23 protein-coding genes and 5 tRNA genes are annotated in these 23,923 nt (G+C 69.6%); 12 read left to right on the top strand and 16 right to left on the bottom strand.

What is annotated here, in order from left to right; translation table 11 throughout:
* Positions 1 to 32 precede the first annotated feature (32 nt).
* On the bottom strand, positions 33 to 1,043 hold the full coding sequence (locus ACFUPX_RS06300) for an NAD(P)H-dependent glycerol-3-phosphate dehydrogenase (protein ID WP_383316826.1): 1,011 nt from the start codon (positions 1,041 to 1,043) through the stop codon (positions 33 to 35).
* Positions 1,040 to 1,894 carry a lysophospholipid acyltransferase family protein gene (locus ACFUPX_RS06295; protein WP_383316823.1) on the bottom strand — a complete coding sequence of 285 codons (855 nt, stop codon included), beginning with the start codon at positions 1,892 to 1,894 and terminating at the stop codon, positions 1,040 to 1,042. Before ACFUPX_RS06295 ends, ACFUPX_RS06300 begins: the two co-directional genes overlap by 4 nt.
* A gap of 159 nt (positions 1,895 to 2,053) precedes the next feature.
* Between ACFUPX_RS06295 and cofC the strand changes: the two genes are divergently transcribed.
* Both cofC and ACFUPX_RS06285 read left to right on the top strand, forming a co-directional pair.
* Positions 2,054 to 2,689, top strand: a complete 636-nt coding sequence (gene cofC / locus ACFUPX_RS06290; RefSeq protein ID WP_383316820.1) for a 2-phospho-L-lactate guanylyltransferase — start codon at positions 2,054 to 2,056, stop codon at positions 2,687 to 2,689.
* A gap of 13 nt (positions 2,690 to 2,702) precedes the next feature.
* Complete coding sequence (locus ACFUPX_RS06285) at positions 2,703 to 2,906, top strand: hypothetical protein (RefSeq protein ID WP_383316816.1); 204 nt, start codon at positions 2,703 to 2,705, stop codon at positions 2,904 to 2,906.
* A 120-nt stretch (positions 2,907 to 3,026) separates the two neighbouring features.
* Here ACFUPX_RS06285 and ACFUPX_RS06280 read toward each other — a convergent pair whose 3' ends face one another.
* From ACFUPX_RS06280 to leuC, 4 genes are all read right to left on the bottom strand, one after another.
* A complete protein-coding gene (locus ACFUPX_RS06280) occupies positions 3,027 to 3,713 on the bottom strand; it encodes an HU family DNA-binding protein (RefSeq protein ID WP_383316813.1) in 687 nt (228 codons plus the stop codon).
* A 173-nt stretch (positions 3,714 to 3,886) separates the two neighbouring features.
* Positions 3,887 to 4,123, bottom strand: coding sequence for a hypothetical protein (locus ACFUPX_RS06275; protein WP_363212500.1), 237 nt, complete (start codon positions 4,121 to 4,123; stop codon positions 3,887 to 3,889).
* 239 nt (positions 4,124 to 4,362) lie between these two features.
* A complete protein-coding gene (gene leuD, locus ACFUPX_RS06270; protein ID WP_383316809.1) occupies positions 4,363 to 4,956 on the bottom strand; it encodes a 3-isopropylmalate dehydratase small subunit in 594 nt (197 codons plus the stop codon).
* A gap of 5 nt (positions 4,957 to 4,961) precedes the next feature.
* The gene (gene leuC, locus ACFUPX_RS06265; RefSeq protein ID WP_383316806.1) at positions 4,962 to 6,395 is read right to left on the bottom strand and encodes a 3-isopropylmalate dehydratase large subunit; all 1,434 of its coding nucleotides are present in this window, start codon (positions 6,393 to 6,395) and stop codon (positions 4,962 to 4,964) included.
* Positions 6,396 to 6,575: 180 nt separating this feature from the next.
* Here leuC and ndgR point away from each other — a divergent pair, with 180 nt between their 5' ends.
* Positions 6,576 to 7,292, top strand: a complete 717-nt coding sequence (ndgR, locus tag ACFUPX_RS06260) for an IclR family transcriptional regulator NdgR (RefSeq protein WP_119295157.1) — start codon at positions 6,576 to 6,578, stop codon at positions 7,290 to 7,292.
* An 85-nt stretch (positions 7,293 to 7,377) separates the two neighbouring features.
* Here ndgR and ACFUPX_RS06255 read toward each other — a convergent pair whose 3' ends face one another.
* Positions 7,378 to 7,836 carry a DUF4188 domain-containing protein gene (locus tag ACFUPX_RS06255; protein ID WP_383317017.1) on the bottom strand — a complete coding sequence of 153 codons (459 nt, stop codon included), beginning with the start codon at positions 7,834 to 7,836 and terminating at the stop codon, positions 7,378 to 7,380.
* Positions 7,837 to 7,968: 132 nt separating this feature from the next.
* Between ACFUPX_RS06255 and ACFUPX_RS06250 the strand changes: the two genes are divergently transcribed.
* Positions 7,969 to 8,643, top strand: a complete 675-nt coding sequence (locus ACFUPX_RS06250) for a MerR family transcriptional regulator (RefSeq protein WP_383316802.1) — start codon at positions 7,969 to 7,971, stop codon at positions 8,641 to 8,643.
* Between the two features lie 43 nt (positions 8,644 to 8,686).
* On the opposite strand, the gene ACFUPX_RS06245 is transcribed toward ACFUPX_RS06250, so the two are convergent.
* The 9 genes from ACFUPX_RS06245 to ACFUPX_RS06205 form a co-directional block, all read right to left on the bottom strand.
* Positions 8,687 to 8,759 (bottom strand) — tRNA-Glu (locus ACFUPX_RS06245).
* Between the two features lie 22 nt (positions 8,760 to 8,781).
* Positions 8,782 to 8,853 (bottom strand) — tRNA-Gln (locus ACFUPX_RS06240).
* Positions 8,854 to 8,881: 28 nt separating this feature from the next.
* A tRNA-Glu gene (locus ACFUPX_RS06235) sits at positions 8,882 to 8,954 on the bottom strand.
* 62 nt (positions 8,955 to 9,016) lie between these two features.
* Positions 9,017 to 9,089, bottom strand: a tRNA-Glu gene (locus ACFUPX_RS06230).
* A gap of 21 nt (positions 9,090 to 9,110) precedes the next feature.
* Positions 9,111 to 9,182: transfer RNA gene (locus ACFUPX_RS06225), tRNA-Gln, on the bottom strand.
* Positions 9,183 to 9,270: 88 nt separating this feature from the next.
* Positions 9,271 to 9,996, bottom strand: coding sequence for an HAD family hydrolase (locus ACFUPX_RS06220; RefSeq protein WP_383316799.1), 726 nt, complete (start codon positions 9,994 to 9,996; stop codon positions 9,271 to 9,273).
* Between the two features lie 73 nt (positions 9,997 to 10,069).
* On the bottom strand, positions 10,070 to 11,551 hold the full coding sequence (gene gltX / locus ACFUPX_RS06215; protein ID WP_383316796.1) for a glutamate--tRNA ligase: 1,482 nt from the start codon (positions 11,549 to 11,551) through the stop codon (positions 10,070 to 10,072).
* The gene (locus ACFUPX_RS06210) at positions 11,544 to 12,332 is read right to left on the bottom strand and encodes a fumarylacetoacetate hydrolase family protein (protein ID WP_383316793.1); all 789 of its coding nucleotides are present in this window, start codon (positions 12,330 to 12,332) and stop codon (positions 11,544 to 11,546) included. The genes gltX and ACFUPX_RS06210 overlap by 8 nt, the downstream gene beginning before the upstream one ends.
* Before the next feature lie 118 nt (positions 12,333 to 12,450).
* Complete coding sequence (locus tag ACFUPX_RS06205) at positions 12,451 to 12,651, bottom strand: hypothetical protein (protein WP_383316790.1); 201 nt, start codon at positions 12,649 to 12,651, stop codon at positions 12,451 to 12,453.
* A gap of 573 nt (positions 12,652 to 13,224) precedes the next feature.
* On the opposite strand from ACFUPX_RS06205, the gene ACFUPX_RS06200 reads away from it, so the two are divergent.
* From ACFUPX_RS06200 to ACFUPX_RS06165, 8 genes are all read left to right on the top strand, one after another.
* Positions 13,225 to 17,091: a nitrate- and nitrite sensing domain-containing protein gene (locus ACFUPX_RS06200; RefSeq protein WP_383316787.1), complete on the top strand. Its 3,867-nt coding sequence runs from the start codon at positions 13,225 to 13,227 to the stop codon at positions 17,089 to 17,091.
* Entirely contained in the window at positions 17,092 to 17,511 is a 420-nt protein-coding gene (locus ACFUPX_RS06195) for a roadblock/LC7 domain-containing protein (RefSeq protein WP_098244998.1), read from the top strand. It begins immediately after the preceding gene.
* A 119-nt stretch (positions 17,512 to 17,630) separates the two neighbouring features.
* Positions 17,631 to 18,035 carry a DUF742 domain-containing protein gene (locus tag ACFUPX_RS06190; protein ID WP_190084712.1) on the top strand — a complete coding sequence of 135 codons (405 nt, stop codon included), beginning with the start codon at positions 17,631 to 17,633 and terminating at the stop codon, positions 18,033 to 18,035.
* The gene (locus tag ACFUPX_RS06185; protein WP_190084711.1) at positions 18,016 to 18,600 is read left to right on the top strand and encodes an ATP/GTP-binding protein; all 585 of its coding nucleotides are present in this window, start codon (positions 18,016 to 18,018) and stop codon (positions 18,598 to 18,600) included. Before ACFUPX_RS06190 ends, ACFUPX_RS06185 begins: the two co-directional genes overlap by 20 nt.
* A 340-nt stretch (positions 18,601 to 18,940) precedes the next feature.
* Positions 18,941 to 22,129 (top strand): nitrate- and nitrite sensing domain-containing protein, encoded by a 3,189-nt coding sequence (locus ACFUPX_RS06180; protein WP_383316782.1) that lies wholly within the window; start codon positions 18,941 to 18,943, stop codon positions 22,127 to 22,129.
* A gap of 10 nt (positions 22,130 to 22,139) precedes the next feature.
* Complete coding sequence (locus tag ACFUPX_RS06175; protein WP_135330751.1) at positions 22,140 to 22,553, top strand: roadblock/LC7 domain-containing protein; 414 nt, start codon at positions 22,140 to 22,142, stop codon at positions 22,551 to 22,553.
* A 93-nt stretch (positions 22,554 to 22,646) separates the two neighbouring features.
* Positions 22,647 to 23,240, top strand: coding sequence for a DUF742 domain-containing protein (locus tag ACFUPX_RS06170; RefSeq protein ID WP_383316779.1), 594 nt, complete (start codon positions 22,647 to 22,649; stop codon positions 23,238 to 23,240).
* The gene (locus tag ACFUPX_RS06165) at positions 23,221 to 23,805 is read left to right on the top strand and encodes an ATP/GTP-binding protein (protein WP_190084708.1); all 585 of its coding nucleotides are present in this window, start codon (positions 23,221 to 23,223) and stop codon (positions 23,803 to 23,805) included. Before ACFUPX_RS06170 ends, ACFUPX_RS06165 begins: the two co-directional genes overlap by 20 nt.
* The last annotated feature ends 118 nt before the right edge of the window (positions 23,806 to 23,923 follow it).

The following is a 23,923-nucleotide window of genomic DNA, read 5'->3' as shown; positions in this document are numbered from 1 at the left end:
CGGCTTGAGGGTACCCGCTGGTCCCCGCGGAGTCAGCGGCGCTCGGGCTTGGCGCTGCGTGACATGAGCTCCTTGACGGCGACCACCGGCGGTGTGCCCTCGTGCACGATGCCCACGACCGTCTCGGTGATGGGCATGTCGACGCCGTGCCTGCGGGCCAGATCGAGGACCGACTCGCAGGACTTGACGCCCTCGGCGGTCTGCTTGGTGACCGCGATGGTCTCCTCAAGCGTCATGCCCTTGCCGAGGTTCGTGCCGAAGGTGTGGTTGCGCGACAGCGGCGACGAGCAGGTGGCCACCAGGTCGCCCAGGCCCGCGAGTCCGGAGAACGTCAGCGGGTCGGCGCCCATCGCCATGCCGAGGCGGGTCGTCTCCGCGAGGCCGCGCGTGATGAGCGAGCCCTTCGTGTTGTCGCCCAGGCCCATGCCGTCCGCGATGCCGACGGCGAGGCCGATGACGTTCTTGACGGCGCCGCCGAGTTCGCAGCCCACGACGTCGGTGTTCGTGTACGGGCGGAAGTACGGCGTGTGGCAGGCCGTCTGGAGGCGCTGCGCGATCGATTCGTCGCGGCAGGCGACCACGGCGGCCGCGGGCTGCCTGGCGGCGATCTCGCGGGCGAGGTTGGGTCCCGTGACGACGGCGACGCGGTCGGCGGCGACCTTCGTGACGTCCTCGATGACCTCGCTCATCCGCATCGCGGAGCCCAGCTCGACGCCCTTCATGAGGGAGACGAGCACCGTGTCGGGGGCCAGCAGCGGCGCCCACTCGGCCAGGTTGGCGCGCAGCGTCTGCGAGGGCACGGCGAGCACGGTGAAGTCGGCGCCGGCCGCGGCCGTCGCCGGGTCGGTGGTCGCCCTGAGGCTCTCCGGGAGTTCGACACCGGGGAGGTAGTCGGGGTTGCTGTGCGTGGAGTTGACGGCGTCCGCGAGTTCGGCGCGGCGGCCCCACAGGGTGACGTCGCAGCCCGCGTCGGCGAGCACCATGCCGAACGCCGTACCCCAAGAGCCCGTTCCGAAGACGGCGACCTTCACCGGGTTCGTCACTTGCTGTCCTCCGTGGTGTTCTCAGGGGTGTTCGCCGGATCGTCCGTGCTGTCCGTGCTGTCCGTGCTGTCGGTGCCGTCGGTGCTGTCCGTGCCGTCCGAGAAGCTCCGACCGCTCCGGTCCGCCGCCTTGCGCCGTTGCGCGAGCCGCGCCTTGCGCGGGTCATAGGGGGCCTTGGGGGCCGTCTCCTGCCGGATCTCCTCCAGGAGTTCGGTGACCGCGGCCATGATGGTCTCGGTCACCTCCCGCAGGACCTCGGGGCTCGGCTCCTTGTCGTAGAAGCGCGAGAGGTCGACCGGCTCGCCCGCGAGCACCTGCAGCTTCTTGCGCGGAAGGAGGCTGAGCTTCTTGCTGTACGGGGGAAGCGCGAGGTTGGCGCCCCATTGCGCCACGGGGATGACCGGGCACTTGGTGCGCAGGGCGACCCGGGCGGCACCCGACTTGGCCGTCATCGGCCACATCTCGGGGTCCCTGGTGAGGGTGCCCTCGGGGTAGAACGCCACGCACTCGCCGCGCTCGATCGCGTCGACCGCGGCACGGAAGGCGTCGAGCGCGTTCGTGGTCTCGCGGTAGACCGGGATCTGGCCCGTGCCCTTCATGACCTTGCCGACGAACCCGTCCTTGAAAAGGCCGTCCTTTGCCAGGAAACGCGGCACTCGTCCGGTGTTGTACTGAAAGTGGGCGTACGAGAGCGGGTCGATATACGAGTTGTGATTCACCGCGGTGATGAATCCACCGTCGGCCGGAATGTGTTCCATTCCTCGCCAGTCCCGCTTGAAGAAAACCACCAGAGGTGGTTTGGCGATGACTGCCGCCAGGCGGTACCAGAAGCCGATTCTGCGGCGGGACACTCGGACACCTTCCTCCATGAACCTGGTCGGCCGCACAAGTGTCGCCCCAGGCTGCCTGTCTGTCGAGAACACCGTACGCCCGCCCCCGCGACCCGGCCCCGGTAGTGCCCCGCCCAGCAGGTCACAATGGGCCCGACGCGAAGGACGGAGCCGCCCCCCGTGCAGTGGACCCTGGTCATACCCCTGAAACCGCTGGAGCGCGCCAAGAGCAGGCTCACCGCCGCCACCGGCGACATGGTGCGTCCGGGCCTCGCACTCGCCTTCGCGCAGGACACCGTGGCCGCCGTGCTGGCCTGTCCCTCGGTACGGGATGTGGTGGTCGTCACGGACGACGGCCTCGCCGGGCGGGAGCTCGCGGCGCTGGGTGCCCGGATCGTGCGGGACGAGCCCGCGGGAGGCCTGAACGCCGCCCTGGCGCACGGAACGGCGGCCGTGCGCGCCGGGCGGCCCGATTCGGCCGTCGCGGCGCTGAATGCGGATCTCCCCGCGCTGCGGTCCATGGAATTGGCCCGGGTACTCGAAGGCGCGGCCCAATTTCCCCGCTCTTTCCTCTCGGATGCCGCAGGAATCGGTACGACACTGCTGTCCGCGGCCCCCGGCACGGAATTGCGTCCGGCATTCGGCGTGGCGTCGCGTTCCCGGCACGCGGCGTCCGGCGCGGTGGAGCTTCCGCTCGAAGGCGTCGACTCCGTACGCCAGGACGTGGACACCGGCGACGACCTGCGGGCCGCGCTCGCGCTCGGCGTCGGGCCGCGCACGGCCGCGGCTGCCGCGAGGCTGCTGATCGCCGACTGAGTACGCTTCCCCCATGCAGGCGACCGCGTACACGTACGACTCCGAGACCCGCAGCGGCAGCGTGCTGCTCGACGACGGCACCCCGGTGCCCTTCGACCCTCCGGCGTTCGACGCGGGGGGCCTGCGGCTGCTGAGGCCCGGCCAGCGGGTGCGGATCGAGGTCGAGGGGGAGGGCGAGCGGCGCCGGATCACCCTGGTGACGCTGCAGACGTTCTGAGCCGGGCCTGAGCCGGGCCTGAGGCTCCCCAAGGCCCCGGTCCTCTCCAGGGCCCCGAACACGCCGCGGGCCGGGCTCCCAGTTGGGAGCCCGGCCCGGCGCGTGAGTGCCCTCGTGCCCTTACTTCTTGCGGGCGGTCGCCTTCTTGGCGGTGGTCTTGCGCGCCGCCGACTTCTTGGCGGGCGCGGTCTTCTTGGCCGTGGCCTTCTTGGTGGCCGGCGCGGTCTTCTTGGCGGTCGCCTTCTTGGTGGCGGGGGTCGCCTTCTTGGCCGTGGCCTTCTTGGCCGCGGACGCCTTCTTGGCCGTCGCCGTCGCCTTCTTGGCGGTGGTCTTCTTGGCCGCGGACGCCTTCTTGGCCGTCGCCGTGGTCTTCTTGGCGGTCGCCTTCTTGGCGGTGGCGGCCTTCTTCGCGGTCGCCTTCTTGGCCGTGGCCTTCTTGGCCGCCGCCTTCTTCACGGTCGCCGAAGCACCGCCGCCCGAAAGGCTGCCCTTGGGCGCCTTCTTGACCGCGACGTCGTTCTTCGGGAGCTTCTTCGAGCCGCTCACCAGGTCCTTGAAGCCCTGACCGGCGCGGAAGCGCGGAACCGAGGTCTTCTTGACCCGAACGCGCTCCCCGGTCTGCGGGTTGCGGGCGTAACGGGCCGGACGGTCAACCTTCTCGAACGAGCCGAAACCGGTGACCGAAACACGGTCTCCGCTGACCACGGCACGGACGACTGCGTCCAGAACCGCGTCCACGGCGTCGGCGGCCTGCTGACGGCCACCCACCTTGTCGGCAATCGCTTCTACGAGCTGCGCCTTGTTCACGTCTTCCCCTTCGGAGACCTCGCCCGAGCGTATTCGCCAGGCTTTTTCGCACGTTAGGCAGATATATACCGCAAATCAAACACGAAACGGGCTAATCACCCTTGTGCCGCAACGAACTCGGCTGTCCATGAGTTCCTCGAAGGTTCCTCGAAGGGCCGTTTGAGCCTTGTGGCTCAGGCGTCTTCGGGGAATCGTCCCTCTTCAGCTTCGTCGAGGGACGCCATCAATCGCTCCAGACGCCTTGCCGCATCGGCAAGATCGTGTTTGGCCGCGGCCGTAATGACCAGCAGCTTCCGGGTCAGCGCCATCCGTACGCCCTCCGGGACTTGCAGTGCACGCACTCGTGAGTGCGCTTCCTTCAGCTGGTCCGCAACAAGCCCGTAGAGCTCGAGTTGGCTGTCACGTTCCATGCACCGATTGTGCCATCTGGGGCGAGTTGTCGCCTCCGCAGGGGGTAACTACCCACATCCGGCGCCCTCCTGAGGGTACCCGGTCGATGCGAGTACAAGGGGATTTCAAGCCTCTTCTGCCGTCCGAATCAAGGGAGTTGAGACCACCCGTTCAGGTCATCGGGCACCCCGGGGAGGGCAGACACAGATGTACCCCCAACCGTCCACGATTGGGGGTACACCAGGGTGTTGCGGGGGTGTCAGACCTGCACCGTCCGCGGCTTGTACGAGGGTCGGTCCGACTCGTACGCGGCGATGGCCGGCTCGTTCTGGAGCGTGATGCTGATGTCGTCCAGACCGTTCAGGAGGCGCCAGCGGGCGTTCTCGTCGAGCTCGAAGTCGGCGGTGATGTCACCGGCGCGAACTTGGCGATCCTGCAGGTCAACGGTGATTTCGGCCTGCGGGTCGGCCTCCGTCAGCTCCCAGAGCGCGTCCACGACCTGCTGGTCGAGCACGACGGTGAGCAGACCGTTCTTCAGCGAGTTGCCGCGGAAGATGTCGGCGAAGCGCGAGGAGATGACGGCCTTGAAGCCGAAGTTCTGCAGCGCCCATACGGCGTGCTCGCGCGAGGAGCCCGTTCCGAAGTCGGGACCGGCGACCAGGACGGTCGCGCCCTGGCGTTCGGGCCTGTTCAGGACGAACTCGCCGTCCTTGCGCCAGGCCTCGAAGAGCCCGTCCTCAAATCCGTCCCGGGTGACCTTCTTCAGCCAGTGGGCGGGGATGATCTGGTCGGTGTCCACGTTGCTGCGGCGCAGCGGAACGGCCCGGCCGGTGTGCGTGGTGAATGCTTCCATGGCTCTCAGACTCCGGCGGTGACGGGGGCGTCAGGGGCATCGGTCAGGTCGGCGGGTGAGGCCAGGTGGCCCGTCACCGCGGTGGCTGCGGCCACCTGGGGCGACACCAGATGGGTGCGGCCGCCCTTGCCCTGCCTGCCCTCGAAGTTGCGGTTGGACGTCGATGCGGAGCGCTCGCCGGGGGCCAGTTGGTCGGGGTTCATGCCCAGGCACATCGAGCAGCCCGCGTGCCGCCATTCGGCGCCCGCGGCGACGAAGACCTTGTCCAGGCCCTCCGCGACGGCCTCGAGGGCGACCCGGACCGAGCCGGGGACGACCAGCATCCGTACGCCGTCGGCGACTTTGCGGCCCTCGACGATGGAGGCCGCGGCACGCAGGTCCTCGATACGGCCGTTGGTGCAGGAACCTACGAAGACGGTGTCGACCTTGATGTCGCGCAGCGCCTGTCCGGCGCTCAACCCCATGTATTCCAGGGCCTTTTCGGCGGCGAACCGCTCCGACGCGTCTTCGTACGAAGCAGGATCGGGGACGTTCGCCGAGAGCGGCGCGCCCTGGCCCGGGTTGGTGCCCCAGGTGACGAACGGGGCGAGCTTGGTGGCGTCGATGTAGACCTCGGCGTCGAAGACCGCGTCCTCGTCCGTCTTCAGGGTCTTCCAGTACGCGACCGCCGCGTCCCACTCCTCGCCCTTCGGGGCGTGGTCGCGGCCCTCGATGTAGTCGAAGGTGGTGGCGTCGGGGGCGATCATGCCCGCGCGGGCACCGGCCTCGATCGACATGTTGCAGATGGTCATGCGGGCTTCCATCGAGAGTTTCTCGATGGCGGAGCCGCGGTACTCCAGGACGTAGCCCTGGCCGCCGCCGGTGCCGATCTTCGTGATGATGGCGAGGATCAGGTCCTTGGCCGTGACGTCGTCGGGCAGTTCGCCGTCGACGGTGATGGCCATGGTCTTCGGCGGGGCCATCGGCAGCGTCTGCGTGGCCAGGACGTGCTCGACCTGGGAGGTGCCGATGCCGAACGCCAGCGCGCCGAAGGCGCCGTGCGTGGAGGTGTGGGAGTCGCCGCAGACCACGGTGGTGCCGGGCTGGGTCAGGCCCAGCTGGGGGCCCACCACGTGGACGACGCCCTGCTCGACGTCGCCGAGCGAGTGCAGCCGCACCCCGAACTCGGCGCAGTTCTTGCGCAGCGTCTCCAACTGCACGCGCGAGACCGGGTCCGCGATGGGCTTGTCGATGTCGAGGGTCGGGGTGTTGTGATCCTCGGTGGCGATGGTGAGGTCGATGCGCCGCACCGGCCGGCCGGCCTGCCTGAGGCCGTCGAAGGCCTGCGGGCTCGTCACCTCGTGCAGCAGGTGCAGATCGATGAAGAGGAGGTCGGGCTCGCCTTCGGCGCGCCGGACGACGTGGTCGTCCCAGACCTTCTCCGCGAGTGTCCTACCCATCGCTTTCCCTCCGACCGGCTGTGTTGTGCCGGCCCAACTAGAGAATTGTTCGTCCACGCCCGTACCCCTCGTGCCGCGCGTGGACCGCTTTCCGTTGGTCCGCGGATCGCACGTACAGGGTGACGTGTTCCATGGAAAATTGAACTTGCGTTTCACAGAGTGAGACGCGAGTATCGACGCATGGACAACTCTAGCGGCGTCGGCGTTCTCGACAAGGCGGCTCTCGTCTTGAGCGCCCTGGAGTCCGGCCCGGCCACCCTCGCGGGTCTGGTCGCGGCCACCGGACTCGCACGACCCACGGCACATCGCCTCGCTGTGGCACTGGAACACCACCGGATGGTGGCGCGCGACATGCAGGGCCGTTTCATTCTCGGCCCGCGCCTCTCGGAACTCGCGGCGGCGGCGGGCGAGGATCGCCTCCTCGCCACGGCAGGACCGGTCCTCACGCACCTGCGGGACGTGACGGGCGAGAGCGCGCAGCTCTATCGCCGCCAGGGCGACATGCGTATCTGCGTCGCCGCGGCCGAGCGCCTCTCGGGCCTGCGGGACACGGTCCCGGTCGGCTCGACGCTCACGATGAAAGCCGGCTCGTCCGCGCAGATCCTGATGGCGTGGGAAGAGCCGGAGCGCCTGCACCGCGGCCTCCAGGGCGCCCGCTTCACGGCCACGGCCCTTTCGGGCGTACGCCGCCGGGGCTGGGCCCAGTCGATCGGCGAGCGGGAGCCGGGCGTCGCCTCGGTCTCCGCCCCCGTGCGCGGCCCCTCGAACCGCGTGGTCGCCGCCGTCTCGGTCTCCGGGCCGATCGAGCGCCTGACCCGCCACCCGGGCCGGATGCACGCGCAGGCCATCATCGACGCCGCGGGCCGCCTGTCCGAGGCCCTGCGCCGCACCGGCTGATCCGCACCACTCCAAGAGTCCACACAGAACGCCCGAGGGGCCGCCTCAACGCCGCGGCGGCCCCTCGGGCGTTCTTTTCATGCCCTCAGGCCACCTTGAGACGGTCGGCGGCCCGCTCCCCCCGGTGGCCGACCGGCACCACACCGGTCGCCTTGCCCAGGCCGAACTCCGGCATGTTGACGTACACCGCCTCGTGGGCGCCGGCCGGCACGGCATACGTCTCGTGCCAGAAGCCGACCTTCCCCTTGCCCTCCCGCATCCGCCGGTTGAAGGCGGCCCAGGCGGGCCGGTGCTCCTTGCCCTGATCGGACGCGTAGGCGAGCAGCTTCTCCGGCGACTCCCAGTACTGGATGACGTAGAGCACCCGTGGAGCACCGAGCAGCAGCTGGTAGCCCAGCATGCCGAGCTCCCGGTCCACGGAGAGCTCCTTGAGCATCCGCGGCATCGCACGGAAGACGGGCCACCAGCTGCGCACGGCACGGAAGTTGTTGATGCGCATCCCGATGGTGAAGACGGTGACACCGCCCTGCGCATCGGCGGTCATGCGGCCTTCGATCGGCTTGGTGCTCACGATGGTTCCCCCTCCAGAGAGCGTTGGATAGCCCTGCTATCCATGGTTGGATAGTGCCACTACCCAAGTGGGTGCGCAAGAGGAAACAAGAGGAGGAGCGAGCCGATGAGACTGGCGGAGCTCAGCACACGCAGCGGGGTCTCGACGGCCACGATCAAGTACTACCTGCGTGAGGGGCTGCTCCCGCCGGGCCGCCGGGTGACGGCGACGCAGGCCGAGTACGACGAGAAGCACGTGCAGCGGCTGCGCCTCGTCCGGGCGCTCATCCAGGTGGGGCGGGTGCCGATCGCGTCCGCCCGCGAGGTGCTCACCGCCCTGGAGGACGACTCCCTGGACCGCAACTTCCGCCTGGGCGTAGCGGTCTGGGCCCTCCCGCACGGACCACAGCCGCCAGCCGACGATCCGGCGACACAGACGGCACGCCACACGGTGGACGCCCTGCTCGCCCGGCTCGGCTGGCGGTTCAGCGAGGACCTCGGCCCGCTGTCGCCGGCGTACGGAATGCTGGTGACGGCGGTCGGCGCGCTCACCCGGCTCGGATACCCGTGCACGGTCGACGACTTGGCGCCGTACGCGCATTCCGCCGGTCAACTGGCCGTCGCCGACCTGGACTCGGTGGACCGCCACGAAGCACCCGACGAACAGCTGGAGGCGGCGGTCGCGCTCACCGTTCTCTACGAGCCGGTGCTGCTGAGCCTGCGCAGGCTCGCCCAGGCCGAGGAGTCCAACCGCCGTTACGGGCAAGCGCCTTCGGACGGGCCGGAAGCGTCGAAGGAATGACGAAGGGGCCCTCCCTTACGGGAAGGCCCCTTGCCAATTCGCGTACCCCCGACCGGATTCGAACCGGCGCTACCGCCTTGAGAGGGCGGCGTGCTAGGCCGCTACACAACGGGGGCTAGCTCATCCTGCTGTACTGCGCTGGGCTACCAGGACTCGAACCTAGAACAACGGAACCAGAAACCGTCGTGTTGCCAATTACACCATAGCCCACTGTGGTCTAGACCAGCTAGACCCTGCGTACCCCCGACCGGATTCGAACCGGCGCTACCGCCTTGAGAGGGCGGCGTGCTAGGCCGCTACACAACGGGGGCCCTAGCGATCCTGCATCGGCTGCAGTGGGTGCGACCCGGACTGCTTCCATGGGAAGGATCTGTACCCCCGACCGGATTCGAACCGGCGCTACCGCCTTGAGAGGGCGGCGTGCTAGGCCGCTACACAACGGGGGCGTTGCAGATAAGCTCTGCGAGCTGGCCTACCAGGACTCGAACCTAGACTAACGGAACCAGAAACCGTCGTGCTGCCAATTACACCATAGGCCATCGATACGCAACCCCTTGCGGGAGTTTTGCTTCGACTTACGCCTCCTGACCGGACCTTTCGGCCTTCTCGGGCGGCGCAGGAAGAACATTACCCGAAGGTGGACGGCGCTCCAAAACGGGTATCGGCGCGGAGCAGCGCGGGCAGCTCGGCGAGGCGCGTAATGCGGTGCACCCCCGACGGGCCTTCCTGGGATGCGCTGTTGCGGTCGAGCCAGATCCCGAGAAGGCCGGCGTCACGGGCGCCCCTGGCGTCGATCTCCGGCTGGTCCCCCACGTAGGCGATCTCGTCGGGCCGCAGCCCCATCGCCTCGCAGACCGCGAGGAAGGCCTCGGGCGCGGGCTTGGAGACGCCGAGGTCGGCGGCGCACAGGACGGCCTCGAAGCGGTCGCGCACGCCCAGGACGCTCAACTTGCGCTCCTGGACGGCCAGAGCCGAGTTCGAGAGGACGGCGTGGCGGTACTCGCCCGCGAGGGCGTCCAGGGTGGGGACGGTGTCCGGGAAGAGGGTCCAGGCGGATTCGTAGTGACCGAGGTAACGCGCGAACCAGGCGTCAGCCTCCTGGTCGGTCAGGACGGCGTCCAGGAACTCGCGTACGCGGTCGCGGCGCTGGGCCTCGAACTCGATCCCCCCGGCGCTGAAGCGGGCCCAGTGGCGCTCGGTGACCTCTTTCCAGAGGGCCAGGGCGCGCTCGGCGGTCTCGTACCGCTCGATGAGGCCTTCGGCGGTGAGGTGGGCGTGCATGCCGGTGGTGTCGGCGTGCGCGTAATCGAAGATCGTGTCGTCCACGTCCCAGACCACGGCTTTGATCGGCATGCTTCGAACGTACGCGAAGGACCCGGCAGCCGTGGCGGCTTCCGGGTCCTTCGTCGCGTACGGGAGGGCGTGCTTACGCGGCCAGCTTCGCCAGTGTCGCGTCGATGCGGGAGAGCGACTTCTCCTTGCCCAGGATCTCCAGGGACTCGAAGAGGGGCAGGCCGACCGTGCGGCCGGTGACGGCCACGCGGACCGGGGCCTGGGCCTTGCCGAGCTTCAGGCCGTGCTCCTCGCCTGCGGCCAGGACGGCCTCCTTGAGGGACTCCGGGGAGGTCCAGTCGGCGGCGTCGAGCTTGGCGCGGGCCGTCGTCAGGAGCGCGGCGGGGTCGCCCTTGCCCATGGCCTTCGTCCAGGACGCCTCGTCCTCGACGGGCTCGTCCAGGAAGAGGAAGTCCACGTTCTCCGTGATCTCGGAGAGGACCTTGATGCGGGTCTGGGCGTGCGGGGCGATGGCCTCCCAGGCTGCCTGGTCGAACGCCTCGGGGGCCCAGTTCGCGTGCGGGGCCTGGAGCCACGGCTCGCAGGCCGCCGCGAACGCCTTCACGTCCAGCATGCGGATGTGGTCGGCGTTGATCGCCTCGGCCTTCTTCAGGTCGAAGCGGGCCGGGTTGGCGTTCACGTCCGCGAGGTCGAACTTGGCGACCATGTCGGGGATCGAGAAGACGTCCTGGTCCGCGGAGAACGACCAGCCCAGGAGGGACAGGTAGTTAAGGAGGCCCTCGGGGAGGAAGCCGCGCTCGCGGTAGAGGTTCAGGGACGCCTGCGGGTCACGCTTGGAGAGCTTCTTGTTGCCCTCGCCCATCACGTACGGGAGGTGGCCGAAGGCCGGGGTCTCCTTGGCGATGCCCAGGTCCGCGAGCGCCTTGTAGAGGGCGATCTGGCGCGGGGTCGAGGAGAGCAGGTCCTCGCCGCGCAGGACGTGGGTGATCTCCATCAGGGCGTCGTCGACCGGGTTCACCAGGGTGTAGAGCGGTGCTCCGTTGGCGCGGACGATGCCGTAGTCCGGGAGGTTCTCCGGCTGGACGGTGATCTCGCCGCGGACCAGGTCCGTGAAGGTGATCGCCTCGTCGGGCATGCGGAAACGGACGATGGGCTTGCGGCCCTCCGTCTCGTACGCGGCGCGCTGCTCGGCGGTCAGGTCGCGGCAGTGGCCGTCGTAGCCGGACGCCTTGCCCGCGGCGCGGGCGGCGTCGCGGCGGGCGTCGAGCTCCTCCGTGGAGCAGTAGCAGTAGTACGCGCGGCCCGCGTCCAGGAGCTTGGCGGCGACATCCTGGTAGACGTCCATGCGCTGCGACTGGCGGTACGGCTCGTGCGGGCCGCCGACCTCGGGGCCCTCGTCCCAGTCGAAGCCCAGCCAGCGCATCGCTTCGAGCAGCTGCTCGTACGACTCCTCCGAGTCGCGGGCCGCGTCGGTGTCCTCGATGCGGAAGATCAGGGAGCCCTCGTTGTGCCGGGCGTAGGCCCAGTTGAAGAGAGCGGTGCGGACCAGGCCCACGTGGGGGTTGCCGGTCGGCGAGGGACAGAAACGTACGCGTACGGGGGTCGCGTTAGCCACGCTTGATCACCTTGTTGGTGAGAGTGCCGATGCCTTCGATGGTGACGGCGACCTCGTCGCCGACGTTCAGGGGGCCGACCCCTGCCGGGGTGCCGGTGAGGATGACGTCGCCCGGGAGCAGCGTCATGGCCTCGGAGATGTGCACGATCAGGTCCTCGATGGAGCGGACCATCTCGGCCGTACGCCCCAGCTGGCGCTGTTCGCCGTTGACCGTGCACTGGATGGTGAGGTCGGAGGGGTCGAGGTCGGTCTCCACCCAGGGGCCCAGCGGGCAGGAGGTGTCGAAGCCCTTGGCCCTGGCCCACTGCTTCTCGCGCTTCTGCACGTCACGCGCGGTGACGTCGTTGGCGCAGGTGTAGCCGAGGATGACGTCGCGGGCGCGCTCGCGCGGGACCTCGCGGCACATGCGGCCGATGACCACGGCCAGCTCGGCCTCGTGGTGCAGCTCCTGCGAGAAGGAGGGGTACGCGATGGCGTCGCCGGGGCCGATCACCGAGGTGGAGGGCTTGAAGAAGGCGACGGGGACGTCGGGGACCTCGTTGCCGAGCTCCGCCGCGTGGTCCGCGTAGTTGCGGCCGATGCCCACGACCTTGTTGGGGAGCACCGGGGGCAGCAGCCTGACCTTGCTCAGCGGGACCTTCGTGCCGGAGAGCTCGAAGTCCGCGAACGGGATGCCCTTGATGATGTCGAGGACGAGCCCGTCGGTCGTTCCGGGGGGACTTTCACCCTCGACCGCGCCGAAGGCGACGTTGCCGTCGATGGAGAACCTGGCGATGCGCAAGAGCGGTGCCCTTTGCTGGAGGGAGAGACTGACACCCCAGGCTAACGTGGCCGCGTGCCGCCCAGCCTCCTGTGCCCCCGCGGCCGCGGCCGGCGCCGATCGCGCCGCGCGCTCGTCCTCAGACGCCGGACGGGATGAACTCCGCCGGAGCGTCCATCAGGATCGTGCGCTTCGGGTTGGCCGTCACCGTGGGGAGTTCCAGGGCGTGGTCCGGCTGCTCGGCGGCCGGGGCGACCTCCTGTGCGTCCGTGAGGTGGGCGAGGGTGGTGCGGCGGGGGTTGGCTATGTTGTGGAACATCGCCGACTTCACAGTCTTCATCTGCTCTTCAGGCCCTGTCGGTTGTGGCGTCGTATGACGGACGCGGCTTGTCGGATTCGCCATCCCTGTAAAGCGTCAGGCTAAACATCCAATTCCCGGCCAAAGCCCGGATGAGGCCTTGATCTTGATGTGAGTTTGCTCACGAGCGAGCGGGCAAATGGGTCAATTCAGGCCCGTGGAGGCCTTGTTGGAATCGGACATTGCGCCACTGAAGCCATCATTCCGCTCCCGATCATGAACACTGGGACACCGCTTACCCCCTAGTCCGCCGGGCGCAATGGGTCGTTTTGCCCGGATCGCTTTCTACGTCTCGTGACGCGCCACTCACGCCCAGTCACGGAGGTCGCGACGCGACACACGGGCCTTGTTGGAGATCCTGCACTGTGCTGGAATTCCCGGGACCGCCGCGGGATCGAACCGGCGCGCAGGGGCGCAACGCAGCGCCGAGTGGCGGCGGGAAAGGGGAGCAGCGCCGGTCACTCACGACCACCATGGGGCGTTCTGCGCCCCACGACGCCGACACCGTCCCGCCGTTTGTGCGGAGGGACGCCTGGTCCAGAGGTTGCGACGCTAGTGCAGGGACGTTTCAAGAGGGATGGCAGCAGCGCTGCGGCAGAGCCGGAGCGCGGCGGGACCGACCGCGGCTCCTCGGCCCAGCACGCCCAGAACCCCGGGCAAGCACCGTCCGGCGACAACGGCTCCGGGGCCGTGCGCGGCGCCGGTGGCGCAAGCCTGCCCACGGGCGCCTCGAACCCGGGCGCATCGAACTCGGGCGGCACGACGGGCACCGTGAAGTCGCCCACCGGCCCCGGTTCGCGAATAGCCCTGCGCAACTGGCGCATCTCCACCCGTCTGGTCTCGCTGCTCGCGCTCCCCGTGATCACCGCGACGTCCCTCGGCGCGCTGCGCATCAACGAGTCCATGGACGAGATCCAGCAGCTCAACAACATGAAGCTGCTGACGGACATGACCAAGCGGGCCACCGAGCTGGCCTCCGCGCTCCAGGAGGAGCGCGACCGCTCGGCAGGGCCCCTCGCGCACGGCGCGAACTCCTCGGACTACGTGGTCAAGGGCTCCCGGCAGAAGACCGACCGCGCCTACAACCGGTTCCTCCAGGAGACGCAGGACCTCGACAACACCGACGACGACAAGGGCCTCCTCGGCGTCCGGGCGAACACGGTCGAGATCACCCAGCAGCTCCAGCAGATCAACAAGGTCCGCAAGGACGCGTACCAGGACGAGAACTCCACCTCGCAGACGGTCGACGCCTACAGCCAGCTCATCGAGCAGCTGCTGACCCTGTCCTCGGACATGGCGCAGGCGACCAGCAACCCGGACATGATCCAGCGCACCCGCGCCCTGACGGCCTTCTCCTCCGCCAAGGAGTACGCCTCGGTGCAGCGCGCCGTGATCGCCGCCTCGCTTCCCGCGGGCGACAGCACGTTCGGCAAGATCTCCGAGACCGACCGGCGCTACGGCTTCGCCGCGCTGGACAAGGAGAACTCCAAGCTGGATGCCTTCAAGGGCATCTACTCCGGCAACGCCGACGAGGTCACCAAGCCCATCGACGGAGGCAACTCCTCCATCGAGGGCGCCGACTCCTACGCCAAGCGTGTGCTCGGGCAGGAGGGCGGCATCAAGCTCCAGGACAAGCGGTCGTACAAGGACTGGGTGGACGCCGACACCACCAAGATCGACGCGATGTCCAAGATCGAGCTCACGCTGCTCAACGAGATGGAGCAGAAGGCCCGCGAGCTGCGCAACGAGTCCGAGCAGGCCGCCATCCTCAACGGTGCGCTGATCCTGCTCGTCCTCGGTGTCTCGCTCGTCGGCGCCTTCGTCGTGGCCCGGTCCATGATCCGCTCGCTGCGGCGCCTCCAGGACACCGCGACCAAGGTCGCCCAGGACCGGCTGCCCGAGCTCGTCAAGCAGCTCTCCGAGGCCGACCCGCAGGACGTCGACACCTCCGTCGAGTCCGTCGGTGTGCACTCCAGGGACGAGATCGGCCAGGTGGCCGCGGCCTTCGACGACGTGCACCGCGAGGCCGTCCGCCTCGCCGCCGAGCAGGCGCTCCTGCGAGGCAACGTCAACGCGATGTTCACCAACCTCTCGCGCCGTTCGCAGGGCCTCATCCAGCGCCAGCTCTCGCTCATCTCCGAGCTGGAGTCGCGCGAGGCCGACCCGGACCAGCTCTCCTCGCTGTTCAAGCTCGACCACCTCGCGACCCGCATGCGCCGTAACGGCGAGAACCTCCTCGTTCTCGCAGGTGAAGAGCCCGGCCGCCGGTGGACCCGGCCCGTCCCGCTCGTCGACGTGCTGCGTGCCGCCGCGTCCGAGGTGGAGCAGTACGAGCGCATCGAACTCTCCGCGGTCCCGACGACCGAGGTCGCCGGACGCGTGGTCAACGACCTCGTGCACCTGCTCGCCGAGCTCCTGGAGAACGCGACGTCGTTCTCCTCGCCGCAGACCAAGGTCAAGGTCACCGGTCACGCGCTGCCCGACGGGCGTGTGCTGATCGAGATCCACGACACGGGCATCGGCCTCTCCCCCGAGGACCTCGCCGCGATCAACGAGCGGCTCGCGTCGCCGCCCACCGTGGACGTCTCGGTCTCGCGCCGCATGGGTCTGTTCGTGGTCGGCCGTCTGTCGCAGCGCCACGGCATCCGCATCCAGCTCCGTCCTTCGGACTCCGGCGGTACGACCGCGCTGGTCATGCTGCCCATCGATGTCGCCCAGGGCGGCAAGAAGGCGCCGAACAAGCCCGGTGCGCCCGTCCCCGGCCAGAGCGGCGGCCCCGTCGCCGCCCAGGCCTCCGCGGGCGCCGCCGCCGCACGTCGTGGAGTCGGCGCCGGAAACGGCGCCCCCGGCTCGGCGGGTCCCGCGGGTTCCGCGGGCCGTCTCGGTGCCGGTCCGCCGCGTGGTCAGGTGACGGGCACGGGGCCGCGGGCCGCGCTTCCCGCTCGTGACGCGGGGCAGCGCACCGGTTCGCCGTCCGCTCCGGCCGGCCCGTCCGGTCAGCAGCCTCCCCGGCAGGTGCCGCCCGGACAGGGCGCGGGCTCTTCCGGCGGCAGCCTCTTCGGGGGCGGGCAGGGCGGTGGCCGCGGCCAGTCGTCCGCGCCGCAGCCTCCGGTGCCTCAGCAGCGTACGAACCCGGTGAACCCGGCCGGGCCCATGAACCCCGCCGCTCCCGCGAACCCCTCGGCGAACGACTCCGGGGACCAGGGGCGCAGGCCGCAGCTGCCGCCGCGCGGTGGTCCGCGTGCCGAGCTTCCCGGGGGCAACCCGCAGCCGCGCGTGCCCAGTTGGAGCGACGAGAACGCGCAGCCGCAGGTCTCGCGCGATCCCTTCGACACCCCGCGCGGGCACGAGGAGCCCGAGTCCACCGGGCAGTTCCCCTACCCCGCGGCCGACGCGGGCGCGCAGGGCCACGGCTCGACCGCCGAGTTCGCGCGACCGGACTTCAACGGGCCGCCGCCCGGGGCGGGTTCGCCGCAGGGCTCCGGCCAGCAGGGTGGCCAGGGTCCCGGCCAGCAGGGCACCGGTCAGTTCGTCCGCCCGGACGTCTTCGGCGGGCAGGACACCTCTTCCGGTACGGGCCAGTTCCAGCGTCCCGGCACCAGCGCTCCCGGCTACAACGGCGGGGCGCCCGGCGCGGGTGCGCCGCCGCAGCCTCGGCGTGGTCAGCAGGGTCCCGGTCAGGGGCCGGGCTCCGGTCAGGGCCCCGGTCAGAGCCAGGGCGGCCAGCTCGGCATACCGCCGGTGCCTCCCGTGCCCCAGCAGCCGCAGCAGTCTCAGCCCCAGCAGCCCTCGCAGCCGGAAGGGCTTCCGCCCGCCGGTCCCGGTGACGGCCGCACCCCGCTGTTCGACACGCTGGAGACCAACTGGTTCCAGCAGCAACAGCAGCAGGGACCCCAGGACCCGCAGGGCGGCGACCGCTCCCCCGCGCCCGGCGCCCCCGAGCAGCAGCAGCCCCAGCGTCCGCAGCGCCCGCAGCCCTCATCGCCGCTCCCCTCGCGGCCCCAGGGACAGCGGCCGCAAGGACAGCAGCCGCAGAACCCGGCCGCGCCCCAGCGCCCGGCCGCAACGCCCGCCCCCGCGTCCAACGGAACCGGCGGCGGAAACACCATGAACGGCGTCACGAACGGCAGCGCCGCCTCTTGGCGCACCTCGCCCAACGACGAGCTGGGCCGCCAGGCCGAGCGCGTCCGGCAGCCGTCCGCCGGTGGCGTCACCACATCCGGCCTGCCGCGCCGCGTCCCGCGAGCCAACCTCGTCGCGGGCACCGCACAGCAGCAGCAGGACAGCACAGGTCCGCAGGTCTCGCGTGCGCCCGAAGAGGTACGCGGCCGGCTGACGAATCTCCGTCGGGGCATCCAGCAGGGTCGCCAGGCCGGTACCGGCCAGACCGGCAGCTTCCCCACTCACCAGCAGGAGCGTTAGTTGAGTCCGAGCCAGGCGGCACAGAATCTGAACTGGTTGATCACGAACTTCGTGGACAACACCCCCGGGGTGTCCCACACCGTCGTGGTCTCCGCCGACGGCCTCCTTCTGGCGATGTCCGAGGGCTTCCCGCGTGACCGCGCCGACCAGCTGGCCGCGGTCGCGTCGGGTCTCACCTCCCTCACCGCCGGGGCCTCGCGGATCTTCGAGGGCGGCGCCGTCACCCAGACCGTGGTGGAGATGGAGCGGGGGTTCCTCTTCCTCATGTCGGTCTCCGACGGTTCGTCCCTCGCCGTACTCGCGCACCCCGAGTGCGACATCGGCCTCGTCGGCTACGAGATGGCACTCCTGGTCGACCGCGCGGGCGCCGTCCTCACCCCGGACCTCCGCGCCGAACTGCAGGGCAGCCTGCTGCACTAGCTCTCTTCATCGGCCGCCCCACCGACCGAACGTACTGACCACCGTCCGGCCAACCTGGTGCCCCCCACCGGCTCTATCAGACGGCACGCAGACCACCTGCTGTCCCGCCCGGAGGATCCATGACCCCGCCCAACGCCTCTCACGACCCGTACGGCTCTCACGCGTCGTACGGTATTGAAGGCGACCAGCCGCTGGTGCGTCCTTACGCGATGACCGGCGGCCGGACCAGGCCCCGCTACCAGCTCGCGATAGAGGCGCTGGTAAGCACGACGGCCGACCCGGCGCAGCTGATGGGGCTGCTCCCGGAGCACCAGCGCATCTGCCACCTGTGCCGTGAGGTCAAGTCGGTGGCCGAGGTGTCGGCGCTGCTCTCCATGCCGCTCGGCGTGGCCCGGATCCTCGTGGCCGACCTGGCCGAGGCCGGGCTCGTCGCCATTCACCAGCCCGGCGGCGACGAGAACGCCGGCGGTCAGCCTGACGTGACACTGCTCGAAAGGGTGCTCAGTGGACTTCGCAAGCTCTAGCAGCGGAGCGCCGGCCCGCTCCACCACCTCCGCGAAGATCGTGGTGGCGGGCGGCTTCGGCGTAGGCAAGACCACGTTCGTGGGCGCCGTCTCCGAGATCAACCCGCTGCGCACCGAGGCCGTCATGACGTCCGCGTCCGCGGGCATCGACGACCTCACCCACACCGGGGACAAGACGACGACGACCGTCGCCATGGACTTCGGCCGCATCACCCTGGACCAGGACCTGATCCTGTACCTCTTCGGTACGCCCGGTCAGGACCGCTTCTGGTTCATGTGGGACGACCTCGTACGCGGTGCCATCGGCGCCGTCGTGCTCGTCGACACCCGCCGTCTCGCCGACTGCTTTCCGGCCGTCGACTACTTCGAGAACAGCGGCCTGCCCTTCGTCATCGCCCTCAACGGCTTCGACGGCCACCAGCCCTACACCCCCGACGAGGTGCGCGAAGCTCTCCAGATCGGTCCCAACACGCCGATCATCACCACCGACGCGCGACACCGTGCGGACGCAAAGAGTGGCTTGATCACGCTGGTCGAGCACGCACTTATGGCACGACTCAAGTAGACGAGGCCGTACGGCAGTTGCCGTAGATTCCACAGAGCTGTCTGTGTCCTTTGACACGGACGGCCGCTGTGTTCATAACGTTTCGACAGAGAATTCGCCGGGCGCCGCCACGCGTCGCGGTCATTTGGTGTCGCTGTGCGCACGAGAGCCCCGCCTTTTGGCGGGGCTCGCTCTATTTGACCGTTTTATCTGAGGCTTACACCACTCCGGACTTGCCCTTCCCACTGTTTGGTAGAGGACCCCCTGACGTGCTGGAATGCGCTGAACTGCCCAGTAGCACGGGCCTTGGAGACGACAGCGGGACCAGTTCAGGTCCCGCCGCCGAGAGGTTGTTGGTCGAGTGAGGCGAAGCAAGCCGAGCCCCGCACCGCCGCTTACGCGGGACACGCGGGGCAACTTCACCCCGCCGCCGCGCACAGCGGCGTCCCCCACCGATGTGCAGGGCATGGAGCCGCCGGCGCCCACGGGCGGCAGAATGTCCCCGCGCAACTGGCGCGTGCCGACCCGTCTGAACGCGATCCTCCTCATACCCGTGCTCGTCGGCCTCGTCATGGGCGGCTTCCAGGTCAAGGGCTCGATCGACACCTGGAGCGAAGCCCAGGACGCCGAGAGCACGGCCCGCCTCGTGCAGGCCTCCCTGAACTACGGCAACCGCCTCATCGAAGAGCGTGACCTCTCCGCCGCTCCGCTGCTGCGCGGCAAGAAGAACGACCCGGTCGTCGTGAAGGCCCGCAAGGCCACCGACAAGGCCGCGGACGAGTTCGACGCCGCCGCCGCGAGCATGCCGCAGAAGGAAGGCCTCAAGCGCCGCCTCGAAGGCTTCCACAAGGTGGAGCCGGGTCTGCAGTCCCTGCGGCAGGCCGCCTACACCTCCAAGCTCTCCGGCGCGCAGACCGAAGAGGGCTACGTAGCCATCCAGCACCCCCTGATGGAGTTCGCCAACGAACTCGGTCTGGGCACCGGAAACATCACCAGCTACGGCCGCACGGTCTACGCGATCTCGCTGACCAAGGCCGCGCTCTCCCTGCAGCGCTCCCTCGGCACGCACCTGCTGGTCAAGCCCGGCCCCACCGCCACCAGCCTCGCCAAGCAGCGGGTGGCCATCTCCTCGTACGCCTACCTCGAAGGCATCGCCATCGAGGAGTACACCGGCGGTGGCACCCCCGCGGACGTCGCCAAGCTCGAAGCCGCGAAGAAGCAGCTGAAGGCCGACGGCGAGAAGCAGGCCAAGCAGGCCGCTGCCGCCGCCAAGGCCAAGGGCGAGACCTTCGTCCCGCCGCCGTCGTCCGAGGCGATGGTCGCGGCCATGGCGCAGCTGGAGACCACCCAGCCCAGCGCCCGCGTCGCCCTCGCCGGCAAGGGCATCACCCCCGAGGCCTGGTGGGCCACCACCTCCGCCAAGTTCGACGCGTACCGCACCATCGAGTCCGATCTGGCCGACAAGGCGGTGAACGAGGCGTCGGACATCGCGGCCGACGCCCAGCGCAGCGCCTACATCAACGGCGCCATCGTCGTGATCGCGCTCCTGGCCGCCTTCATCCTGGCCGGGCTCATGGCCCGCCAGATGAGCCGCGCGATGCGCCAGCTGCGTACGGCCGCCTTCGGCATCGCCGAGCAGCGCCTGCCGATGCTGGTCGACCAGCTCTCGCGCACCGACCCCGGCCGCGTCGACACGCGCGTACAGCCCATCCCGATCTCCTCCACGGACGAGATCGGCGAGGTCGCCCGCGCCTTCGACCAGGTGCACCGCGAGGCCGTGCGGCTCGCCGCCGAGCAGGCCCTGCTCCGTGGCAACATCAACGCGATCTTCACCAACCTCTCGCGCCGCAACCAGTCCCTGATCGAGGGCCAGCTGACCCTCATCACCGACCTGGAGAACAACGAGGCCGACCCGGACCAGCTGGAGAGCCTCTTCCGCCTGGACCACCTGGCGACCCGTATGCGACGCAACGGCGAGAACCTCCTGGTCCTCTCCGGCGAGGAGCCGGGACGCCGCTGGGACCAGCCGGTCCCGCTGGTCGACGTCCTGCGCGCCGCGTCATCCGAGGTGGAGCAGTACGAGCGCGTCGAGCTGTCGGGCGTGCCGGAGGCCGAGATCCACGGCCTCGCCGTGACCGACCTCGTGCACCTGCTCGCCGAGCTCCTGGAGAACGCCACCACGTTCTCCTCGCCGCAGACCAAGGTCCGCGTCACCGCGACCCGGCTGCCCGACGGCCGCATCATGGTCGAGATCCACGACAAGGGCATCGGCCTCACCGCCGAGGACTTCGCGGACATCAACCACAAGCTGGCCAACCCGCCGACGGTGGACGCCGCGATCTCCCAGCGCATGGGCCTGTTCGTGGTCGGCCGCCTCTCCGACCGGCACGGCATCCGCGTCCAGCTGCGTCCTTCGGGCGAGCAGGCCGGCACGACCTCGCTCGTCATGCTTCCCGACGGGATCACGCATGGTGGCGGCGGCGAGAACCAGCTGCCCGAGTCCGAGTTCACGGTCTCCTCGATCATGCCGGAGCAGCACGCCCCGGAGCAGCCCTCCTTCCACCACGAGCCGATGCGCACGGCAGCCGAACTGGGCTTCGACGACAGCCGTTACAACGGTGACGGCGTCGACGCGCAGGAGCTCGACCCGGTGGGCCGCTCGCTGATGCGCGAGGAGCGGCGTGCCGCTCTGGAGGCGCAGGCGCAGTCCGCCGACGGCCGTCCGCTCTTCCGCGACGAGATCGACGGCCGCCAGGGCTTCGACCAGCAGCAGGGCGGCTACGACTCCGGGTACGACCAGCAGGCTCCGGCGGCCCCGGCGTACAACGAGTACGACCAGGGCCAGGCCGCGCAGCCGGCGTACGACGACGCGTACTACCCGGCGCAGGACGGATACCAGGACACCCCCTATACGGAGGCGGGTCACGACGACCACGCCGCTCGTACGGGTGCCGTCTCCGAGCCGTTCGCGGCCTACCCGGACCGCTCCCACCAGGACGACTGGCCCTCGCGCGACGGATACGAGAACAACTCGGGCGCGTATCAGGCCGAGTACTCTCCGGAACCGGAATCCGGTCCGGCGGCTCCCGCGAACGGCGGCGAGCGCGTAGGCTTCGACCGTCCCGGGCCGGCCCCGTCCGCAGTCCACGACACGACCTCCGCGGGCCTTCCGCGCCGCGGATCCACCGGTGCGGCGGCCGGCAACGGCAGCGCTCCGGCGGCCCCCGCCGACGATGTGTTCGGCAACAACGACAGCAGCTGGCGTACGTCCAACGACGACCGCTGGCACCGCGCCGAGTCGCTGAAGGAGCCCAAGGCGGGTGGGGTCACCCCGTCCGGTCTCCCCAAGCGGGTGCCCAAGGCCAATCTGGTCGAGGGCACGGCGGAACAGACCCCACAGGGCGGCCCCCAGGTCTCCCGCGACCCCGAGGACGTTCGGGGTCGGCTGAGCAACCTGCGCCGCGGCGTCCAGCGGGGACGCAGCGCAGGCAGTGACACCACGAATGGCCAGGGCTTCGGCTCTGACAGCACCTACAACCAGGAGCGTTAGTGTGAGCCCGATGAGCCAGGCGGCGCAGAACCTGAACTGGTTGATCACCAACTTCGTGGACAACACCCCTGGGGTGTCCCACACGGTGGTGGTCTCCGCCGACGGACTCCTTCTGGCGATGTCCGAAGGTTTTCCCCGCGACCGCGCCGACCAGCTGGCGGCCGTCGCATCCGGTCTGACCTCCCTCACCGCCGGGGCCTCCCGGATCTTCGAGGGTGGTTCCGTGACCCAGACCGTTGTGGAGATGGAGCGAGGATTTCTCTTCCTTATGTCCATCTCGGACGGCTCCTCGCTGGCCGTCCTCGCCCACCCGGATGCGGACATCGGTCTCATTGGGTACGAGATGGCGCTTCTTGTCGACCGCGCCGGCACCGTACTCACGCCCGACCTGCGTGCGGAGCTGCAGGGGAGCCTTCTCAACTAGTAGACGTACGGTGCGTTTTCGCGTCCCGTGGCCGTAAGGTTTCGGGACGCGGCTCCAGAATGATGGTGCCCGGCACAGTCGGAGGAGGAGTACGTGGCAGGCTCAGGAACACCCCCGAACGGTTCGTCATCGGCCAACTGGTCGCCTGGTCACGGCCAGGGGCAGGGGCCGCACGACGGGGGACCCAACCGTTACAACTTCCCCTCCGCGCCCAGCCAGCACCGCAGGCCCTATCAGCAGCCGCAGCAGCCGGGCCCCCGCCAGAGCCCGTACGAGCAGCCTCATACCCCCAGGATCCAGCCAGTGCAACCACAGCGACGCGCGCCCGAGCCGGCGCCCGCTGCGAGCAACCCCCTGGTGCGCCCGTACGCCATGACGGGCGGCCGCACCAGGCCCCGCTACCAGCTCGCCATCGAGGCGCTGGTGCACACCACCGCCCAACCGCATCAGTTGCAGGGCCAGTTGCCCGAGCATCAGCGGATCTGCAATCTGTGCCGCGAGATCAAGTCAGTCGCTGAGATCTCGGCACTTCTCTCCATTCCCCTCGGCGTCGCCCGGATCCTCGTAGCCGACCTGGCGGAGGCCGGACTTGTCGCCATCCATCAGCCGGGCGGCGACGAGTCCGCCGGCGGCCAGCCAGACGTGACACTGCTCGAAAGGGTGCTCAGTGGACTTCGCAAGCTCTAGCGGCGGAGCAACAGCCCGCTCCACCACCTCCGCGAAAATCGTGGTGGCGGGCGGCTTCGGCGTGGGCAAGACCACGTTCGTCGGAGCGGTCTCTGAGATCAATCCGCTGCGCACCGAGGCCGTCATGACGTCCGCGTCCGCGGGCATCGACGACCTCACCCACACCGGGGACAAGACCACCACCACGGTGGCCATGGACTTCGGCCGCATCACCCTGGACCAGGACCTGATCCTGTACCTCTTCGGTACGCCGGGACAGGACCGCTTCTGGTTCATGTGGGACGACCTCGTACGCGGCGCGATCGGCGCGGTGGTACTGGTCGACACGAGGAGGCTCGCCGACTGCTTCCCCGCCGTCGACTACTTCGAGAACTCGGGCCTGCCCTTCGTCATCGCCCTCAACGGCTTCGACGGCCACCAGCCGTACACGCCGGACGAGGTCCGCGAGGCGCTGCAGATCGGCCCGGACACCCCGATCATCACCACCGACGCGCGGCATCGCGCGGACGCGAAGAGCGGCTTGATCACGCTCGTGGAGCACGCGCTGATGGCGCGGCTGCGTTAGCGCCGGCCGTTCTCGCCCGTACGTGAAGGGCCCCGCACCGTTCAGTCGGTGCGGGGCCCTTTGCCTTGCCCGGGGGCGCCCTGCGGTCGGGGACGCGGCAGGGCCCCGCACCGGAAGT

Origin of the sequence: Streptomyces sp. NPDC057302, assembly GCF_042667685.1 — a bacterium.
GTDB lineage: Bacteria > Actinomycetota > Actinomycetes > Streptomycetales > Streptomycetaceae > Streptomyces.
Note: the sequence above shows the minus strand (reverse complement) of the source record. Positions and strands in the feature narration are given on the sequence as shown.

Coding starts and splice junctions, on each gene's coding strand:
- ACFUPX_RS06285 (WP_383316816.1), top strand. CDS start 2,703: ATGCAGGCGACCGCGTACACGTACGACTCCGAGACCCGCAGCGGCAGC.
- ACFUPX_RS06205 (WP_383316790.1), bottom strand. CDS start 12,651: ATGAAGACTGTGAAGTCGGCGATGTTCCACAACATAGCCAACCCCCGC.
- ndgR (WP_119295157.1), top strand. CDS start 6,576: ATGGACAACTCTAGCGGCGTCGGCGTTCTCGACAAGGCGGCTCTCGTC.
- leuD (WP_383316809.1), bottom strand. CDS start 4,956: ATGGAAGCATTCACCACGCACACCGGCCGGGCCGTTCCGCTGCGCCGC.
- ACFUPX_RS06255 (WP_383317017.1), bottom strand. CDS start 7,836: ATGACCGCCGATGCGCAGGGCGGTGTCACCGTCTTCACCATCGGGATG.
- ACFUPX_RS06175 (WP_135330751.1), top strand. CDS start 22,140: ATGAGCCAGGCGGCGCAGAACCTGAACTGGTTGATCACCAACTTCGTG.
- ACFUPX_RS06190 (WP_190084712.1), top strand. CDS start 17,631: ATGACCCCGCCCAACGCCTCTCACGACCCGTACGGCTCTCACGCGTCG.
- ACFUPX_RS06220 (WP_383316799.1), bottom strand. CDS start 9,996: ATGCCGATCAAAGCCGTGGTCTGGGACGTGGACGACACGATCTTCGAT.
- leuC (WP_383316806.1), bottom strand. CDS start 6,395: ATGGGTAGGACACTCGCGGAGAAGGTCTGGGACGACCACGTCGTCCGG.
- ACFUPX_RS06250 (WP_383316802.1), top strand. CDS start 7,969: ATGAGACTGGCGGAGCTCAGCACACGCAGCGGGGTCTCGACGGCCACG.
- ACFUPX_RS06275 (WP_363212500.1), bottom strand. CDS start 4,123: ATGGAACGTGACAGCCAACTCGAGCTCTACGGGCTTGTTGCGGACCAG.